This is a genomic window from Hydrogenophaga sp. NH-16, assembly GCF_004006415.1.
In the GTDB taxonomy this organism is placed as follows: Bacteria; Pseudomonadota; Gammaproteobacteria; order Burkholderiales; family Burkholderiaceae_C; genus Hydrogenophaga; species Hydrogenophaga pseudoflava.
Window position 1 is genome coordinate 1,369,610 of record NZ_CP029344.1, and the last position, 16,997, is coordinate 1,386,606.

At 66.7% G+C, this 16,997-nt stretch carries 16 protein-coding genes; 1 reads left to right on the forward strand and 15 read right to left on the reverse strand.

The window, feature by feature from the left end:
- Position 1: 1 nt before the first annotated feature.
- The 7 genes from mraY to mraZ are packed head-to-tail and all read right to left on the reverse strand — an operon-like array spanning position 2 to position 7,536.
- On the reverse strand, positions 2-1,180 hold the full coding sequence (mraY, locus tag DD542_RS06695) for a phospho-N-acetylmuramoyl-pentapeptide-transferase (protein WP_127804604.1): 1,179 nt from the start codon (positions 1,178-1,180) through the stop codon (positions 2-4).
- Positions 1,170-2,612, reverse strand: coding sequence for a UDP-N-acetylmuramoyl-tripeptide--D-alanyl-D-alanine ligase (gene murF / locus DD542_RS06700; protein WP_127804606.1), 1,443 nt, complete (start codon positions 2,610-2,612; stop codon positions 1,170-1,172). The genes mraY and murF overlap by 11 nt, the downstream gene beginning before the upstream one ends.
- Positions 2,609-4,138: a UDP-N-acetylmuramoyl-L-alanyl-D-glutamate--2,6-diaminopimelate ligase gene (locus DD542_RS06705; protein WP_127804608.1), complete on the reverse strand. Its 1,530-nt coding sequence runs from the start codon at positions 4,136-4,138 to the stop codon at positions 2,609-2,611. The genes murF and DD542_RS06705 overlap by 4 nt, the downstream gene beginning before the upstream one ends.
- The gene (locus tag DD542_RS06710) at positions 4,138-5,883 is read right to left on the reverse strand and encodes a penicillin-binding protein 2 (protein WP_079364439.1); all 1,746 of its coding nucleotides are present in this window, start codon (positions 5,881-5,883) and stop codon (positions 4,138-4,140) included. Before DD542_RS06710 ends, DD542_RS06705 begins: the two co-directional genes overlap by 1 nt.
- On the reverse strand, positions 5,880-6,182 hold the full coding sequence (gene ftsL / locus DD542_RS06715; RefSeq protein ID WP_127804610.1) for a cell division protein FtsL: 303 nt from the start codon (positions 6,180-6,182) through the stop codon (positions 5,880-5,882). Before ftsL ends, DD542_RS06710 begins: the two co-directional genes overlap by 4 nt.
- The gene (gene rsmH / locus DD542_RS06720) at positions 6,179-7,102 is read right to left on the reverse strand and encodes a 16S rRNA (cytosine(1402)-N(4))-methyltransferase RsmH (protein WP_127804612.1); all 924 of its coding nucleotides are present in this window, start codon (positions 7,100-7,102) and stop codon (positions 6,179-6,181) included. Before rsmH ends, ftsL begins: the two co-directional genes overlap by 4 nt.
- Positions 7,103-7,110: 8 nt before the next feature.
- Complete coding sequence (gene mraZ / locus DD542_RS06725) at positions 7,111-7,536, reverse strand: division/cell wall cluster transcriptional repressor MraZ (protein ID WP_066153535.1); 426 nt, start codon at positions 7,534-7,536, stop codon at positions 7,111-7,113.
- Between mraZ and DD542_RS23550 the strand changes: the two genes are divergently transcribed.
- Positions 7,484-7,738, forward strand: a complete 255-nt coding sequence (locus tag DD542_RS23550; protein ID WP_164868307.1) for a hypothetical protein — start codon at positions 7,484-7,486, stop codon at positions 7,736-7,738. The two genes, mraZ and DD542_RS23550, sit on opposite strands and share 53 nt — an antisense overlap.
- 121 nt (positions 7,739-7,859) lie before the next feature.
- On the opposite strand, the gene hslU is transcribed toward DD542_RS23550, so the two are convergent.
- From hslU to DD542_RS06765, 8 genes are all read right to left on the reverse strand, one after another.
- Positions 7,860-9,188: an ATP-dependent protease ATPase subunit HslU gene (gene hslU / locus DD542_RS06730; protein ID WP_127804614.1), complete on the reverse strand. Its 1,329-nt coding sequence runs from the start codon at positions 9,186-9,188 to the stop codon at positions 7,860-7,862.
- A gap of 2 nt (positions 9,189-9,190) precedes the next feature.
- Positions 9,191-9,736 carry an ATP-dependent protease subunit HslV gene (gene hslV / locus DD542_RS06735; RefSeq protein ID WP_066153541.1) on the reverse strand — a complete coding sequence of 182 codons (546 nt, stop codon included), beginning with the start codon at positions 9,734-9,736 and terminating at the stop codon, positions 9,191-9,193.
- Positions 9,737-9,883: 147 nt separating this feature from the next.
- Positions 9,884-11,767, reverse strand: coding sequence for an STAS domain-containing protein (locus DD542_RS06740; RefSeq protein ID WP_127804616.1), 1,884 nt, complete (start codon positions 11,765-11,767; stop codon positions 9,884-9,886).
- A gap of 39 nt (positions 11,768-11,806) precedes the next feature.
- On the reverse strand, positions 11,807-12,811 hold the full coding sequence (gene dksA / locus DD542_RS06745) for an RNA polymerase-binding protein DksA (RefSeq protein WP_241559700.1): 1,005 nt from the start codon (positions 12,809-12,811) through the stop codon (positions 11,807-11,809).
- 324 nt (positions 12,812-13,135) lie between these two features.
- Positions 13,136-14,203 (reverse strand): GTP-binding protein, encoded by a 1,068-nt coding sequence (locus DD542_RS06750; protein ID WP_127804618.1) that lies wholly within the window; start codon positions 14,201-14,203, stop codon positions 13,136-13,138.
- Between the two features lie 60 nt (positions 14,204-14,263).
- Complete coding sequence (locus tag DD542_RS06755) at positions 14,264-15,448, reverse strand: class I SAM-dependent methyltransferase (protein ID WP_127804620.1); 1,185 nt, start codon at positions 15,446-15,448, stop codon at positions 14,264-14,266.
- A gap of 24 nt (positions 15,449-15,472) precedes the next feature.
- On the reverse strand, positions 15,473-15,910 hold the full coding sequence (locus tag DD542_RS06760; protein WP_127804622.1) for a DsrE family protein: 438 nt from the start codon (positions 15,908-15,910) through the stop codon (positions 15,473-15,475).
- A gap of 132 nt (positions 15,911-16,042) precedes the next feature.
- A complete protein-coding gene (locus tag DD542_RS06765) occupies positions 16,043-16,984 on the reverse strand; it encodes a tyrosine recombinase XerC (protein WP_241559702.1) in 942 nt (313 codons plus the stop codon).
- Between the last annotated feature and the right edge of the window lie 13 nt (positions 16,985-16,997).

Genomic DNA, 16,997 nt, shown 5'->3' on the forward strand with positions numbered 1-16,997 from the left:
GTCAACGCAGCTTCAGGGTGGACAGGCCGACCAGGCACAGCAGCATGGTGATGATCCAGAAGCGGACCACCACCTGCGTTTCTTTCCAGCCCTTTTTCTCGAAGTGGTGGTGCAGCGGCGCCATCTGGAACAGGCGCCGGCCTTCGCCGTATTTCTTCTTCGTGTACTTGAACCAGCTCACCTGCAGCATCACCGACAGGGCCTCGACCACGAAGATGCCGCCCATGATGGCCAGCACGATTTCCTGCCGCACGATCACGGCGATGGTGCCCAGCGCGCCACCCAGGGCCAGCGCGCCGACGTCGCCCATGAACACCTGGGCCGGGTGGGTGTTGAACCAGAGGAAGGCCAGGCCGGCGCCGGCCATGGCGGCGCAGAAGATCAGCAGTTCGCCCGCACCAGGGATGTAGGGCAGCAGCAGGTACTTGGAGAACACCGAGCTGCCGGTGACGTAGGCGAACACGCCCAGCGCCGAGCCCACCATCACCACCGGCATGATGGCCAGGCCGTCCAGACCGTCGGTGAGGTTGACCGCGTTGCTGGCGCCGACGATGACCAGGTAGGTCATCACCACGAAGCCGAACACGCCCAGCGGGTAGCTGATTTCCTTGAAGAACGGCACCATGAGCCCGGCCTGCGGCGGCAGCTCGACCGTGAAGCCCGAGAGCACCCACTGGAAGAACAGCTCGATCACCCGCAGGTTGGTGGTGCCCGAGACGCTGAACACCAGGTAGAACGCGGCCAGCAGACCGATCAGCGACTGCCAGAAGTACTTCTCGCGCGAGCGCATGCCCTCGGGGTTCTTGTGCACCACCTTGCGCCAGTCGTCGGCCCAGCCGATGGCGCCAAAACCCAGGGTCACCACCAGCACGATCCAGACAAAACGGTTGGTCAGGTCGAACCAGAGAACGGTGGACAGTGCGATGGAAAACAGGATCAGCACGCCCCCCATGGTCGGCGTGCCGCTCTTGCTCAGGTGGGTCTGCATGGCGTAACCGCGGATCGGCTGGCCGATCTTGAGCGCGGTCAGCCGGCGGATGAAGTACGGGCCGGCCACCAGGCCGACGATGAGCGCCGTCAGTGCGGCCATCACCGCGCGGAACGTGAGGTACTGAAAGACCCGCAGGAACCCGAATTCGGGTCCCAGGCTTTGCAGCCAGAGGGCCAGGCTAAGCAGCATGGGAGGTGTCCTTGTGGTTGTTGTTCTGTCCGTCGGGCGTGACCAGGGCCTGCAGCCCCTGCACGACCCGCTCCATGCGCATGAACCTCGACCCCTTGACCAGCACGCTCAGCACCGGCGAGGGCTGCGGCGCCGACACCGCGTGGCAGACGTGCGCGACCAGGGCCGACACGTCGGTCCAGTGGCGTGGCGCGGCCTCGCCGGCGGCCTGCATGGCCTGCACCGCCTGCGCCATCCAGTCGCCGCTGCAGTGCACGGCCTCGATGCCCGAGGTCATGGCGTGGCGCAGCACCTCCAGGTGGAAGGCCAGCCCCTGCTCGCCCACCTCGCCCATGTCGCCCAGCACCAGCAGGCGCGGCGCCGGCAGTTCGGCCAGCACGCGGATGGCGGCGACGACGGAGTCGGGGTTGGCGTTGTAGGTGTCGTCCACCAGGGTCAGCGTGCGGCCACCCAACGGCAGCGCCAGAGCGCGCGAGCGCCCGCCCACCGGCTCGAAGGTTTCCAGGCCGCGTTCGATGTCGCGCAGCGCCACACCCGCGGCCAGGGCGCAGGCGGCCGCGGCCAGGGCGTTGCGCACGTTGTGGCGACCGGCGATGTGCAACCGGCACGCGCCGGCGCCGGAAGGCGTCGCGAAGTCCAGCGCCCAGGCGCCGTCGCGCCACTCGGCGCGCAGGGCCCGCACTTCGGCCTTCGGGTCGGTGTCGCTGAAGGTGAGCACGCGGCGCCCGTCGGCCAGTGCGCGCCAGAGGACCGAATGCTCGTCGTCGGAAGGAAACACGGCCACACCCGTGGCCTGCAGGGCAGCGATGACCGCGCCGTTTTCGCGCGCCACCGCCTCCACCGTGCCCATGAACTCCTGGTGCTCGCGCTGCGCGTTGTTGACCAGGGCCACCGTCGGCTGGGCCAGGGCGGCCAGGTAGGGAATCTCGCCGGGGTGGTTCATGCCCAGCTCGATCACCGCCAGCCGGTGCTCGGGCCGCAGCCGGAGCAGGGTCAGCGGCACCCCGATGTCGTTGTTCAGGTTGCCCTGCGTGGCGTGGGCCGCATCGCCCGCCGCCGCCCGCAGGATGGACGCGATCATCTGCGTCACCGTGGTCTTGCCGTTGCTGCCGGTCACGGCGATCAGCGGCAGCGAAAACTGTTCGCGCCACAGCCGCGACAGCTCGCCCAGGGCCAGGCGCGTGTCCGGCACCTCGGCGCCCGGCAGGCCGGCCGCCGCCAGGCCCGCGTGGGCGATGGCCGCCACGGCGCCGGCGGCCTGGGCCTGCGGCAGAAAGTCGTGGGCGTCGAAGCGCTCGCCCTTGAGCGCCACGAACAGGTCGCCGGGCTGCAGGCTGCGGGTGTCGGTGTGCACGCGGCGGATCGACGGCGGCAACTCGCCCACCGTGCGCGCGCCGGTCAGGCGGGGCAGCAGTTGCTGCAGGGCCTTCATGCCGCACCTCCTGCCGCCATGCGCTTCGCCAAGGCCAACTGCGCCTGCTCCAGATCGGAGAACGGGCGCTTGACGCCCATGACCTCCTGGTAATCCTCGTGCCCCTTGCCCGCGATCAGCAGCACGTCGCGCGCACCGGCCGCCATCACCGCCTGCACGATCGCCTGGCCGCGGTCGGCCTCGATCTGCGCCGATGCCGGATGCGCCAGCCCCGCTGCCATCTGCCGCAGGATCTCGGCCGGGTCTTCGGTGCGCGGGTTGTCGCTGGTCAGCACCACCCGTTGGGCCTCGCGCTCGGCCACCGCGGCCATCAGCGGCCGCTTGCCCGGGTCGCGGTCACCACCGCACCCGGCGATCGCCCACAGGTCGCCTCCGCGCTGACGGGCCACCGGCTGCAGAGCCCGCAAGGCCTTCTCCAGAGCGTCCGGCGTGTGGGCGTAGTCCACCAGCACCAGCGGCTGGCCGGTCATGGCCGGCACCTGCTCCATGCGTCCGGGCACCGGGCTGAGCACGGCGCAGGCGCGCAGGGTCTCGGCCAGCGACACCCCCAGGGCGCGCGCCGCAGCGATCACCCCCAGCAGGTTCGACACGTTGTAGTGACCGATCAGGTCCAGCGCGAGGTCGCCCCGGTCCACCTCGACCCCGCGGGCGTCGTGCTCGACCACCACGAAGCGCATGCCGTGGTCGGTGTAGCGGACGTCGCGTGCCATCAGTCGCGCCGTGCGCTCGATGCCGACACTCCAGCGGCTCAGCGACGGGCAACCGGCCAGGGCCTGGTCCAGCACCATGCCCTGGTCGTCGTCGACATTCACCACGGCGTGCGCCAGGCCGGGCCAGTGGAACAGCCGGGACTTGGCCTCCCAGTAGTCGGCCATGCTGCGATGGAAGTCCAGGTGGTCCTGCGTGAAATTGGTAAACACCGCGACGCGGATCTGGCAGGCGTTGAGACGGCCCTCGACCAGGCCGATGGACGAGGCCTCGATGGCACAGGCCGACAGCCCTTCGTCGACCATGCCACGCAACCGCGCCTGCAGCAGCACCGGATCGGGCGTGGTCAGGCCGGTTGGGACCAGGGTGTGGCTGCGCTCTCCGGTCGCCGGCGGGCGGCCGATGCCCAGGGTGCCGACCACCGCGCACCCGCGCCCCACGGCGTTGAGCAGCTGCGCCATCCACCAGGCCGACGAGGTCTTGCCGTTGGTGCCCGTGAAGGCCACGAGGTCCAGCGACGCACTGGGATCGCCGTGGTAAGCGCTCGCGATCGGACCCGCCAGCGCCTTGAGCCCGGGCACCGCCCGCACCCGTTCGTCGCTGAAGCCCAAGGCCTCCACGCCTTCGGCCTCGACCAGCACCGCCGTGGCCCCGGCCTGCAGGGCAGCGGGCACAAACCGGCGGCCATCGGTCGCAAAACCCGGCCAGGCCACAAAGGCATCGCCCGGGCGCACCCGGCGGCTGTCGCACTGCAGCTCGCCGGTCACGCGCTCACGCAACCAGCGGGCAATGTGGCGGGGATCGCTGTGCTGAGACATCAGAACGACTCCTCGACCACTTCGGTCACGATCTGAGGCTTGACGTTCATGTCCGGCTGCACGCCAAGGATGCGCAGGGTCTGCTGCACCGTCTCGCTGAACACCGGCGCCGCGACCAGTCCGCCGAAGTAGACCCCGTTGGACGGCTCGTCGATCATCACCGCCACCACGATGCGCGGCTGCTCAATGGGCGCGATGCCCACGAACCAGCTGCGGTACTTGTTGGCGGCGTAGCCCTTGCCCTCCTGCTTGTGGGCCGTGCCGGTTTTGCCGCCCACCGAATAGCCCATGGTCTGTGCCTTGGGCGCAGTGCCGCCGGGGCCGGTGGCCAGCTCCAGCATCTTGCGCACCGCCACCGCGTTCTTCTCGCTGAACACCCGCACGCCTGTGGCGGGGCCCTCGGTCTTGAGCATGCTCACCGGGATCAGCTCGCCGTTGCGGGCGAAGATCGTGTAGGCCTGCGCCAGCTGGAACAGCGACGCCGACAGGCCGTAGCCGTAACTCATGGTGGCCTGTTCGATGGGGCGCCAGGTCTTGTACGGCCGCAGACGGCCCGACACGGCGCCGGGGAACGGCACCTGCGGCTTCTGGCCGAAACCGGCCTGGGCGTAGGTCTCCCACATCTCGCGCGGATGCATCTGCATCGCCATCTTGACGGTGCCGACGTTGCTCGACTTCTGGATGATCTCGTTGACCGTCAGCACCTCGTGCGGGTGGGCGTCGCTGATGGTCGAGCCGCCGATGGTGACGCGTCCGGGCGCAGTCTGAATCTGCGTGGTGGGCCGGACCAAACCCTTCTCCAGCGCCAGCGCCGCGATGAAGGGCTTCATCGTGGAGCCGGGCTCGAAGCTGTCCGTCAGCACGCGGTTGCGCAGTTGCTCGCCGCTGAGGTTGACGCGCTTGTTGGGGTTGTAGCTGGGGAAATTGGCCAGCGCCAGCACCTCGCCGGTCTGGGCATCCAGCACGATCACGCTGCCGGCCTTGGCCTTGTTCTCCTTGACCGCCTCACGCAGCTTCTCATAGGCGAAAAACTGGACCTTGCTGTCGATGGACAGCTGCAGGTCCGGCCCGTCGACCGGCGGGATCACGTCGCGCACGTCCTCGATCACACGCCCCAGGCGGTCCTTGATCACCCGGCGCGAACCGGCCTTGCCGGCCAGCTGGGAGTTGAAGGCCAGCTCGACACCCTCCTGGCCACGGTCTTCCACGTTGGTGAAGCCCACCACATGCGCTGCCGCTTCCCCTTCGGGGTACTGGCGCTTGTACTCACGGCGCTGGTAGATGCCCTTGATCCCCAGGGCAGCGATCTCCTTGGCGATCGGCTCGTCGACCTGGCGCTTGACCCAGACAAAGGTCTTGTCTTCATTGGCCAGCTTCTTCCTCAGGGCGCTCAGCGGCATCTCCAGCAGCTTCGCCAGATCCTTGAGCTTGGGCTCGGACTTGTCCACGTCCTCTGGAATGGCCCAGATGCTTTGCGCCACCACACTGGAGGCGAGGATCAGGCCATTGCGGTCCAGCACCCGGCCGCGATTGGCGGGCAGTTCCAGCGTGCGGGCAAAACGCACCTCGCCCTGGCGCTGGAAGAACTCGTTGCCGAACACCTGCACGTAGGCCGCCCGGCCAGCCAGACCGGCAAACGCCAGCGCCAGCAGGGCCACGACGAACTTGCTGCGCCAGACCGGCGTCTTGCTGGCTAGCAAAGGGCTGGCGCTGTAGTTGATGGCGCGGTGTCGGGATTTGCTCATCGCGCGCCCTCCGCCGCTCCGGCCGCAGGCGCCGGCTCGTTGACGGTGACGTATTCGGTGATGCCCGGCGTGACCGGGCGCATCTTGAGCTGGCGCACAGCCAGCTGCTGCACCCGGGCCGGCGTCGCCTGTTCGCGCTTCTGCACCTGCAACTGCTCGTGATCGGCCGCCAGACGGTGCGCCTGGGCATTGGCCTTGTCGATGGCCGTGTAGAGGCGGCGCGATTCGTACTGGGTGTGCACCAGGTAGAAGGCACTGGCCATCACGGCCGCGAGCAGCATGAGGTTGAGCCGGATCATGCCGCCACCTCCGTGCGCGTGGCCACACGCATCACGGCGCTGCGAGCGCGCGGATTGCCCTCGACCTCGGCCTGCGAAGGCATCACCCGGTGCACCTCGGCCAGGCGCGTGGGCGCCGGCTCGGCGAAGGGCACGCGCCGGTCTACCACGGCGCGCGAGTGGCGCGCCATGAACTGTTTGACCATGCGGTCTTCCAGCGAATGGAAGCTGATCACGACCAGCCGACCTCCGGGACGCAAGACATGAAGGCTGTCCTCTAGCGCTTGTTGCAGCTCTTCAAGCTCGGCGTTGATGAAAATCCGAAAAGCCTGAAATGTGCGCGTTGCAGGGTCCTTGCCCGGCTCGCGGGTTTTGACCGCGCCAGCCACGACTTCGGCCAGCTCGCGGGTGGTTCGAAGAGGGCCCCGTTCCTGTCGGCGACGATCAATCGCCTTTGCAACCTGTTGAGCAAACCGTTCTTCGCCGTATTCACGGATGACCTCCGACAGGGTGGACACATCGGCCGTTTCCAGCCATTGGGCGACGCTCTGTCCGCGCGTGGTGTCCATGCGCATGTCCAGAGGACCTTCGTGACGAAAAGAAAAACCCCTTTCGGGGTCGTCGATCTGGGGAGAACTCACACCCAGGTCCATCAACACCCCGTCCGCACTCTGCGGCCCAAGCTCGCCCAGTTGCCGGAAGCCCTGGTGACGGATGACAAACCGCGGGTCGGCAGCCGCCAGTGCCTCGCCCACAGCGATCGCCTGCGGGTCCTTGTCGAACGCCGTCAGCCGCCCCGACGCGGCCAGCCGCCCCAGGATGGCGCGCGAATGTCCGCCACGGCCGAAGGTGGCGTCCACATACTGTCCGTCGGACCGAACGGAGAGTGCTTCCACAGCCTCGTTCAGCAGTACGGTTTGGTGTACCCATGGGTCGTTCACCGCCGTCCTCAGAAACTGAAGTCCTTGAGCACATCGGGCATGGGTTTCTGCATTTCCTCGGCCTCCTTGGCGGCGTAGGACTGCGCATCCCAGAGTTCCAGGTAGGAACCCATGCCCAGCAACACGGCGTCGCGGCTGATGCCGGCTGCGGCGCGCAGCTCGGGCGATACAAGGATCCGGCCCGAGGCGTCCATATCCACATCCATCGCATTACCCAGAAAAATGCGGCGCCACCACTGCGCATCCATCGGCAGCGAGGCGATGCGGGCCCGGAACTTCTCCCACTCGTCGCGGGGGAATACCATCAGACAGCCATGAGGGTGCTTGGTGATGGTCAGCTGACCGGACTGGGCGCTCAGGGCGTCGCGGTGCCGGGTCGGCATGGACAGCCGGCCTTTGGCATCGAGACTGAGAGAGGAAGCGCCTTGGAACACCCGGAATCACCCTGCTAAAAACACTTTTCACCACTTAATTGCACTTTTTTCCACTGTAGCAGGAAAAGCAGTGGCTGCAAGCTTCTGCGGGCAGTTTTTTTCCAATGAAATCAATCACTTAGAACACATTTTGAAGCAATTTCAACTTCAAAATACGCAGCAAAAGCAAGCACTTACAGCGCGCTGTGAATGTGATGCTTGAAAACCCTGTTACACACAGGGTGGGCGACAGACGGCTAGGGATGCGGGCATCGCCCCGCTAGGGTCAATGAAAAATCCCGGCGACCCTGAGGGCGGCCGGGACTGCATGCCAGGAACGGCCATTAGAGGATGTAGCGGGACAGATCCTCGTTGCGGCTGAGTTCGGCCAGCCGGCCGTTCACATACGCGGCGTCGATCACCACCGCGCTGTTCTGCAGGGAGGTGGCGCCGAAGCTGACCTCGTCCAGCAGGTGCTCCATCACCGTCGCCAGGCGGCGCGCGCCGATGTTCTCGGTGCGCTCGTTCACGTCGCAGGCAATCTGCGCGAGCTGGCGGATGCCATCGGGCTTGAACTCCAGCGCCACGCCCTCGGTGGCCAGCAGGGCCTGGTACTGCTTGACCAGGCTGGCATGGGTGCTGGTGAGGATGGCCTCGAAGTCGTCCACCGACAGCGACTGCAGCTCGACCCGGATCGGGAAGCGCCCCTGCAGCTCGGGAATCAGGTCGCTGGGCTTGGCCAGGTGAAAGGCCCCGCTGGCAATGAACAGGATGTGGTCGGTCTTGACCATGCCGTACTTGGTCGAGACGGTGGTGCCTTCGACCAGCGGCAGCAGATCGCGCTGCACGCCCTGGCGGGACACCTCGGCGCCGCCCGACTCGCTGCGCGAGGCCACCTTGTCGATCTCGTCAATGAAGACGATGCCGTTCTGCTCGGTGTTGTGCAGCGCACGCGTCCGCACGTCTTCCTCATTGACCAGCTTGCCGGCCTCCTCGTCGATCAGCAGCTTCATCGCCTCGGCGATCTTGAGCTTGCGTTTGCGCCGCCGCTCCTGTCCCATCTGACTGAACATGCCACGCAGCTGCTCGGCCATTTCTTCCATGCCGGCCGGCCCCATGACCTGCATGGCGGGCGCCGACTCGGCGAGGTCAATTTCGATCTCGCGGTCGTCCAGCTGCCCCTCGCGCAGCTTCTTGCGGAAGGTCTGGCGAGCCGTGCTGTCGGGGTTGGGCTGCGGTTCACCGGACAGGCCACGCGGCGGCGGCAGCAGCACGTCAAGAATGCGGTCTTCGGCCGCGTCCTCGGCGCGCATGCGCTGCTTGCGCATATCGGTTTCGCGCGTCTGCTTCACCGCGATCTCGACCAGGTCGCGCACGATGCTGTCGACATCCTTGCCCACATAGCCCACCTCGGTGAACTTGGTGGCCTCGACCTTGATGAAGGGCGCATCGGCCAGCTTCGCCAGGCGACGCGCGATCTCGGTCTTGCCCACGCCGGTGGGTCCGATCATCAGGATGTTCTTGGGAGTGATTTCGGGTCGCAGCTTTTCGTCGACCTGCTGGCGGCGCCAGCGGTTGCGCAACGCGATGGCGACGGCGCGCTTGGCACCGTTCTGGCCGATGATGAAACGGTCGAGTTCGGAAACGATCTCCTGCGGCGTCATGGAGGACATGTTCAAAGCACCTCGACCGTGTGGTTCATGTTGGTGTAGATGCAGATCTCGCCGGCGATGGCCAGCGACTGCCGCACCACGTCCTCGGCGCTGAGCGCCGTGTGCTGCACCAGCGCCCGCGCCGCGGCCTGCGCGTAGGCGCCGCCCGAGCCGATGGCAACCACCCCGTGTTCGGGCTCCAGCACGTCCCCGTTGCCGGTGATGATCAGCGCGGCACTGCGGTCACCGACTGCCAGCATGGCTTCGAGCCGGCGCAGCACCCGGTCGGTGCGCCAGTCGCGCGTGAGGTCAATGGCCGCGCGCACCAGGTGGCCCTGGTGCTTTTCCAGCTTGGCCTCGAAACGCTCGAACAGGGTGAAGGCATCGGCGGTGGCACCGGCAAAACCCGCCAGCACCTGGTCGCGGTAGAGCTTGCGCACCTTGCGAGCGGTGCCCTTGACGACGACATTGCCCAGGGTGACCTGGCCGTCGCCTCCGATGGCGACCTGAACACCGTCGGGCGTCTCGCGGCGCACGCAGACGATGGTGGTTCCGTGAAAAGTGTCCATAGCAAAAGAAAGTGGAGGCAACTGGGCCGAACTCAAGCACGTCGGCGCATTGAAGGGAGTCATTCCAAGGCACCGCGGAACCGGCTACGCCGGGGCCGCCCGTGCCATCCCCTTGAGGGGATCGCGCGCAGCGCGGCAGGGGCGGGCCTAATCGTTCCTCACGACGACCTTGGCGTATTCGGTGATGCCGATGACATTGAAGAATGCCGACACCAGTCGGTGCACATCCACGAACTGCACAAGTCGCCCGGAGGCATGGTGCCCGGCCACCCAGTTCAGCAGCGTGCCAGCCGCGGAGAAGTCCACACGGATCAGGTTGCGGCACGAAATGATCATGACATCGGCTCCTTGCAGCCGATGCTCCAGATCCTCCAGGGTGGCCTGCGGATCACCACGGATCTCGCCAGACAGTTCCACCAGCCCCAGATGATTGAACTCCGTCGACGGGCCTTCGGCCCCCGACTCCGTCGTGTAGCCGGAAGAAACGGTCTCCCGCACCACCTCGCCCAGCACAGAGGCGCCCTCATCGGGGTCCACGGCGCCGTTGGTCATGGCCTTGAAGTGACAGCGCGGGCGCTCCCATCCCGGCGGCGACACCTCGTAGGTGACACAGAAGTCCAGCGCCGTCAGTTCAAACTCGTCGGGCCGGTTCATCACCCGCAAGACGGCCATGCGCAACTCCCACCAGAGCTGTTCGACGTCCCGGCGCCCCGAAGGCGTGAGTTGCTTGAGGACCTCGCGCAGGCGAGGTGCGTCGATGAAGGAGATCTCGACCTCCTGATCGCCCCAGAGCGTGAAGATGCCCAGCAATGCGCGCGCCGCCTTCACGTCGATGGACTCCAGCTCGGTCCATTCCAGCACCCAGGGCTGAGGCGCCCGGAGCAGCACGTTCTGCAGCGTGCCCACAGCATGGGCATCCAGCTCAGGATCACAGGCCCAGGACGCCCGGGTCGGCGTGACGGACGGCTTGAAGGCCTTGCCGGTCATGGACGACACCAGCTCGGGCATGTCGTACCACTGGGGTGGCGAGCGGCCGAAGCGGTTCACAAAATCCACGGCACGGCTCTCAAACGGTGCCATCTGCCCGGTCGCCCGGTACAGGTCAAACAGGGCCAGCCAGTCGTCCAGCTGGTTCTCGCGCGGCCCGCCTTCTGCAATCGTGTCCTTGAGCCCCTGCTCGGCGCCTGCATCGTCTCCATTGGCAAAGCGGATGGCGGCTTCCTCGACCTCCGGGTCCTGGGCAATTTCGTGCACGTCCAGCGCGTAGAAATGCGAGGCCGAGAAGCCCGACCCCGACCCGCCGCGAGCGGCGCCTGCGATCGCCGTACCCGAAGTGGGCGCCATCAGGCCTGTGCGCGCAGTCGACGGCGCCGGGCCAGTATCTGGCCCCGACTTGGGCGGAGGAACCGCTTCGCGAAGCACCGGCACGTTGTCCGGGGTGGGTGCCGGTGCCTGCGTCTTCGCAGCGGGCACCGAAAGCGGCTGGGGTGGCGAGGTGGTGGGTTCGCCGTCGCTCAGTGTCGCCGCTTCGGTTTCGTTGTACTGGGCTCTGAGGCGCCTCTGCTCTTCCGCCTCCCTGGGGGAAACCGGTTTTTCCACCTTGCGCTCAAGGGGCGTACCTCCGGTAGAGTGCGTCCCGGAATTGGACCCGCCGGTCACCAGCGAGTCAGGCCCCTTGGTCTTCCACCACTGCATGGACATCTGGGCTTCGATCTCGTCGATCTTCTTGAGCGTCATCGCCCGGTCATCGGGCTTGGAAGGAAGACTGCTCTGGAAGAAAGACGGCCGAACACCCTGGGCCCCGTCCACGGCGCCCTCACGGCTGCGAATCTTGCGCAGCATGTCGAACTCGCGCTTGCGCACGAAGTCGTTGCGCCGCTTGCGCTCGATCATCTCCTTGAGCGCCGCCTTGTTGTATTCGCTCTCCCGGTCGGCGTTGCGGGTGTCCAGATCCGCCCAGCTCGTGGTCGGATGACGCACGAACTTCACCACCTTGGACAGAAAGCCGCCGCTGGAATCGTCCTTGGACATGGATCAGGGTATGAGAGTGTTCCGCAGAAAAGGCCGCAATCAGTCACCAAACATCTTCTGCTTGAGCTCGCGCCGCTGTTGTGCCTCCAGCGACAGGCTGGCCGTCGGGCGCGCCATCAGGCGGCCAACACCAATCGGCTCACCTGTCTCTTCACAGTACCCGTAATCGCCCGAGTCGATGCGGGCAATGGCCTGCTCGATCTTCTTGAGAAGCTTGCGTTCCCGGTCGCGGGTGCGCAACTCCAGAGCATGCTCTTCCTCGATCGTCGCACGGTCCGCGGGGTCGGGAACCACGACGGTGTCTTCGCGCAGGTGCTCGGTGGTTTCGCCGGCGTTGGCCAGCATGTCGTCCTTCAGCTGCGTCAACTTTCGACGGAAGAAAGCGAGTTGCACGTCGTTCATGTACTCCGAATCGGGCATGGACTGGACGTCCTGGTCGGTCAGTTTCTCGACCGGCAGAGACTTCCAGTTGTTGGCACGTTTCGGGTCTTTCTGGATGGCGGTGGGCGCGGGAGCAGTCATCACACGTTCGTTCGATAAAGAGAAGGTCGCCTTGGCGGCGTTGGGAGCATGGGTCGGAATGACCGCAGCCTGTGTCATCTGTTCCATCATCACTTTCTTGGCGGCCCGCTTGCCCAGAGGACGCGGCGTCGGTTCGATGATGATGGGCGCCGGAGCTGCCACGGGGGGTGGCACGGCCGACGTCTTCTGTTTGGTCACGGCCTTGACCGGTGGCGCCGGCACCTTGACCGGGGCCGGTTTGCTGGCCGGCTTCGCTGCGACCTTGGGAACTGCCGCAGGCTTGGCGGCAGTCAGCGCCTTGGGTCCAGCCGTCTTTTTGGCGGCAGGCAGAGCGGTTTTGGTGGCCAACTTGGCCGCAGGCTTGCCGACCGCCGTCTTGGCACTGGCCGGCTTCGCCGTGGTTTTCGCAGCGGCCCTGGCAGGCGCCTTGGAAGCCGGAGCCACAGCAGACGCGGATCGCCCCTTGCCGGCCGACGCGGCGGGTTTGCGATTCTTCGCGGTGGGGGTGGCCTGGGCTTTCACAAAGGATCTCCTCTCAGTGCCTGACGCTGCCTGGTGGCGGGGTGGCGCGCTGGACGGGGTGGAGCCCCCGACCGCATCGCTTTGCTCGGCCGAAGCCGGCTGGTTTGTGGTTATACCCCGTTTGCGAACGTCGGTAGCGCCTGCCTGCCTCTGCTGGCGGACAGATGACTCGGGTAGGCTGCGGGCTGCCGACTTGGGCGGCGATTGTAACGACGCGGCCGTCAAAGACACTGACGTGGGATCCGAGGGAAAACCCAGGCTCTGGAGAAGCGAGACAAACAGCATCAGGGGCTCCGTTCCCGCCTTGTTGGCACAAGCGTCCGCTCAAACCAGCGCCTGGTCGAGACCCTGGACCAGGATATCCCTGGGCAGGTCGATGCCGATGAACACCATCTTGCTGGTGCGGGCCTCACCTTCGGCCCACAGCGGCCCCAGGTCACTGCCCATGAGCTGGTGCACGCCCTGGAAGATCACCTTGCGGTCGGTGCCCTGCATGTTCAGCACGCCCTTGTAGCGCAGCATCTTGGGGCCGTAGACCTGCACGATGGCGCCCAGAAAGTCCTCCAGCTTGGCAGGGTCGAACGGCTTGTCGGCCCGGTAGACGAAACTTTTCACATCGTCGTCGTGGTGATGGTGGCGGCCATGGGCGTGCCCGTGCTGGTGTGAGGGGTGGTTGCAGTGCTCGCCGTGTTCGTGGTCATGGTCGTGGTGCTCATGGCCATGATCGTGGTCGTCCACGCTCAGGAAGTCCGGGTCGATGTCCAGCTTGGCATTCAGGTTGAAGCCGCGCAGGTCGAACACCTCCTTGAGCGCCACCTCGCCGAAATGCACCGGGCGCATGGGCGCGCGCGGATTCATGTGCTTGAGGCGGTGGATCAGCGCGTCCACCTCGTCCTGGGACACCAGGTCGGCCTTGCTGATGAAGATCTGGTCGGCAAAGCCCACCTGGCGGCGCGCTTCCTGGCGGTCGTTGAGCTGGTCGGCGGCGTGTTTGGCGTCCACCAGGGTCAGGATGGAATCGAGCAGGTACTGCTCGGCCACCTCGTCGTCCATGAAGAAGGTCTGCGCCACGGGCCCCGGGTCGGCCAGGCCGGTGGTCTCGATCACCACGCGCTCGAAGTCCAGCTCGCCCTTGCGTTTTTTCTGTGCCAGGTCGGCCAGGGTGGCGCGCAGGTCGTCGCGGATGGTGCAGCAGATGCAGCCGTTGCTCATCTGGATGATGTTTTCCTGCGTGTCGGCCACCAGGATCTCGTTGTCGATGTTTTCTTCGCCGAACTCGTTCTCGACCACGGCGATCTTCTGGCCGTGGGCTTCCGTGAGCACGCGCTTGAGCAGCGTGGTCTTGCCCGAGCCGAGGAAGCCGGTGAGGATGGTGGCGGGGATGAGCGACATGGCAGGTTCCGTATGCAAAAAGCAGGCCGGGAGTGTAGTGCAGCGATGTGACCAGGCTGTTCAGAGCTTTTTCATAACGACCAATCCCTTCAGGTATTCGCCCTCGGGGAACGCGGTGGTCATCGGGTGGTCGCAGGCACCGCCCAGGCGCTGCAGGATGGCGCCGTCCACGCCCGCATCGCAGGCCGCCGAGGCCACGATCTTGTGGAACAGCTCGACGCCGATGCCACCCGAGCACGAGAAGGTGAACAGCAAGCCACCGGGTGGCAGCAGCTTGAAGGCCAGGCGGTTGATGTCCTTGTAGGCGCGGGCGGCACGTTCGGCGTGCGCCGCCGTCGGCGCCAGCTTGGGCGGATCGAGCACGATGGCGTCGAACAACCGGCCCTCGGCCACAAACTGGCGCAGCGAGGCGTTGACGTCGGCGTCGAAGAAAGTCGCCTGGGCCCGGTCCAGGCCGTTGAGCACCAGGTTGGCGCGCGCCTGCTCCAGCGCCGGCCCCGACGAGTCGATGCTGGTCACATGCCCGGCCCCGCCGGCCAGCGCCGCGACCGAAAAGCCGCCGGTGTAGCTGAAGCAGTTGAGCACCTGGGCGAACTTCAGGCGCTTCGTGTACCCGTGCAACGCCAGCCGGCTGTCGCGCTGATCCAGGTAGTAGCCGGTCTTGTGGCCCAGGGCGATGTCCAGGCCCAGGCGCCAGCCGTGTTCCTGCAGCTCGAAGGCCGTGGGGCCGTCGCCGCGCAGCCAGCCGGTCACCTCGGGCAGGCCTTCGAGCGCGCGCGAACTGGCGTCGGAGCGTTCGTACAGGCGCGGGCAGCCGGTCAGTTCGACCAGCGCGTCGGCGATCACGCCCTTCCAGCGCTCGACACCGGCGGCGCCGAACTGCGCCACCAGGGTGTCGCCGTAACGGTCCACCACCAGGCCCGGCAGGCCGTCGGACTCGCCGTGCACCAGGCGCAGGCCGTTGCTGGCGATGCCCATGCGCTCGCGCAGGGCGATGGCGCGACGCAAGGTGTCGTAAAAAAAAGCCGCGTCGATGCGCTGGGCCTCGTCGAAGCTCCAGGCGCGCACGCGGATCCTCGAACTGGGCGAGTACGCGCCCCAGGCCAGGAACTGGCCGTCGGCGCTGTCCACGCGCACGGTTTCGCCGGCATCGGCGCCGCCCTTGGCAATCGCGCCGTCGAACACCCAGGGATGGCGGCGCTGCAGCGAGCGCTCCTTGCCGGGCTTGAGTCGGATGATCTTCATGCGGGGATTGTGCCCCGCGCAAAGTCAGGGGCGCAGGTAGACAAAGCCTTCGCGGGCCTGCAGCCGGGCCACCTCGGCCACGCCGGAAGGCACGATCTTGGCTTCCATCGCCACCTTGGAAGCGTCGATCTTGCGCGAGACCAGGGTGTTGTTGCAGACCCGGAACTCCACGCCCTTGGCCGCCAGTTCGCCGATGGCACCGGCGAACGGCTGCTCCATCTGGTTGGTCGCGCCGTCGAGCAGGAAGTCGATGCCCAGACCATGGGCGACCACCACGATCTTGGCCTTGGGGTCGGCCGCCAGGTGGTTGCGAATGTTGTTGATGGCGCGCGAGGCCTGGGGAATGCCTTCGCTCATGTGATAGACCGTCTTGATGACGTCGTCGGCCGCGAGCGACGGTGCCGACACCGCAAGGAAAAGGGTCAGCAATGCGGCTTTGAAGGCCAGGAACAGTCGGGGCATGGGAAAGTCTCCTGAGGTGTTGCGCCAACAAGCGCATTTAAAAGAAGCAAGCAATGATATTTGCAATAAGAATTTTTACTCGACCCGACGGGTTTCGTCAGCGGGTATTCCCGGTCGGTTGCAGGTCCACCGTCAGGATTTGGCCGGCCCGCGCCCCTTGGCGCGCGGGTGGGCCGCGTCGTAGGCACGGGCCAGATGCTGGAAGTCCAGCCGGGTGTACACCTGCGTGGTGCCGATGCTGGCGTGCCCCAGCAGCTCCTGCACCGCGCGCAGGTCGCCGCTGCTCTGCAGCACATGGCTGGCAAACGAGTGGCGCAGCATGTGCGGGTGGACTGGGGTCGAGAGCCCGGCCAGCATCGATCGGCGCTTGAGCCGCACCCGGATGTGTTGTGGGGTCAGGCGGGAGCCGTGGCGTCCGATGAACAGCGCCGGGTCTTCACCAGCGATGGAAGGGCGCGCGGCCAGCCAGTGCTGCAGCGACTCCAGCGCCGCACGGCCCACCGGCACGCTGCGACGCTTGGAGCCCTTGCCCAGCACATGGGCCTCGCCCGCCTGCAGGTCGATCCAGCCGCGCGCCGTACCGCTGGCGGCGACATCCAGCCCCACCAGCTCGCCGATGCGCAGGCCGCAGCCGTAGAGCAGTTCGGTGATGCAGGCGTCGCGCGCCTCCAGCGCCGGGTCGTCGCCCTCTTCCACGTGCGCGGCCAGCTGCACCGACTCGTCCACACCCAGGGCCTTGGGCAGGGGCTTGCCCGCCTTGGGTGCGCGAACGTCCTGCACCGGGTTCTGGGTCACCAGACCCTGGCGCCCCAGCCAGACGTAAAAACCGCGCCAACCCGAAAGGATGAGCGCGATGCCCCGTGCGCTGCGACCGGCGCTGTGCATCTGCGCCACCCAGCGGCGCACGTGCGCGCTCTGCACCTGGCGCAGGCCGACGCCCGCGGACTGCGCGTTCTGCGCCAGCCGGGCCAGGTCGCCGGTGTAGAGCTCGACGGTTCGCGCCGCCAGCCGCTTGTCGATGCGCACATGGGCGAGGTAGGCCTCGACCAGCGCCGCATCGTCGACGCCGCTCATGGACACGGCACCG